This window comes from Alteromonas alvinellae, assembly GCF_902705805.1.
Window position 1 is genome coordinate 1 of record NZ_CACSIH010000112.1, and the last position, 1,426, is coordinate 1,426.

A 1,426-nucleotide genomic window follows, 5' to 3' on the forward strand; every position below is an offset into this window, starting at 1 on the left:
TATGTACAGCAAAGATCAACAGACCCTAGTTATTAGTTGTTTATTTAATCATGAGCATACGCGGTCTCGAATAAATAGAAGCCAAGCGTCGACATTGTGGTAGGAGTACGTGTAATCAATGCAAAGCTAATAACGTTTTGCAACGGCGTTATGTAAAGGAACGAGGCGGTCTTTTTACTTTGCTATGCGTTCCTGCATATCTATGAAATAATTAGTGCAATTGTATATGTAGAAGTATGAGGACATATGTCTGATCAAAAACGTAAAGGGATATACTTACTTCCCAACTTATTAACAACAGCAGGGTTGTTTTCGGGGTTCTTTGCTGTGGTTTCGTCAATGAACGGCAGGTTCGAAGCCGCGGCAGTGGCTATCTTTGTTGCTATGATTTTTGATGGTTTAGATGGGCGTGTGGCAAGAATGACGAACACGCAAAGCGACTTTGGTGCTGAGTATGACTCAATGGCAGATATGGTTTCATTTGGAATGGCACCTGCACTTGTTGCTTATAATTGGGGGTTAACTGAGCTGGGCAAGTTAGGCTGGTTAGCGGCCTTTATATATGTAGCGGGTGCAGCTCTTCGTTTAGCTCGCTTCAATACGCAAGTTGGTATTGCCGATAAGCGTTTCTTCCAAGGTCTCGCAAGTCCGGCTGCTGCGGCTGTTGTCTCTGGTCTTGTATGGGTTGGAGTTGAGTATGATGCTGTTGGTACCGACTATGGTTTAATAGTTGCTGCAGTAACTGGCTTGGCAGGTTTGCTGATGGTGAGTAACTTTAAATACAATTCTTTCAAAGAAGTTAATTGGCACGGTAAGGTTCCATTTGTAGGCCTTCTTTTAGTTCTTCTGATATTCGTTGTTGTGGCAACAGAACCCGCTTTAGTTTTGTTCCTTGTTTTTGCACTATATGCGTTAGCTGGACCTATCAATACGTTTCGTACCGTCGAGAAAGTAACGTTAGACGATGTAGTGGGCGATCATGAAGAAGATGCAGACTTCAATGCCGATAAAAAGAAAAGCAATGAAAGTGTAGACAATAAGCAGGAATGATTACGTAGCAATAATCAGATGTCTTCGCTCAATAATAAAGAGGATATGCCTTTTTGAGCTGATAGAATAAGGATATACTAGCGTAAACGCATGCTTAATGTACTAATAGATTAAAAAGCGACCGAACGGTCGCTTTTTTTATATTTATTTAAAAAAGGGTGTTGACGATGCTACAGGAATGCGTAGAATGCGCGCCTCCTCAACAGGGAACAGCAAAACGCTAACAACTGATGAGGATGTCAAAAACCAAGTTTAAAAATAAATAAACAAAAGTTGTTGACAAAAAAAAGATGCGCTGTAAGATACGCATCCGCTTCGGGAGAGGCAGCTAGCAAAAGCTAGTAAAGTTCTTTAAAAATTTAGACAAGACAATCTG

The 1,426-nt window shown here is 41.0% G+C and carries 1 protein-coding gene; it reads left to right on the forward strand.

The features are described from left to right. Positions 1-246 precede the first annotated feature (246 nt). A complete protein-coding gene (pssA, locus tag ACX5KA_RS07640) occupies positions 247-1,050 on the forward strand; it encodes a CDP-diacylglycerol--serine O-phosphatidyltransferase (protein WP_014950059.1) in 804 nt (267 codons plus the stop codon). Positions 1,051-1,426 lie beyond the last annotated feature (376 nt).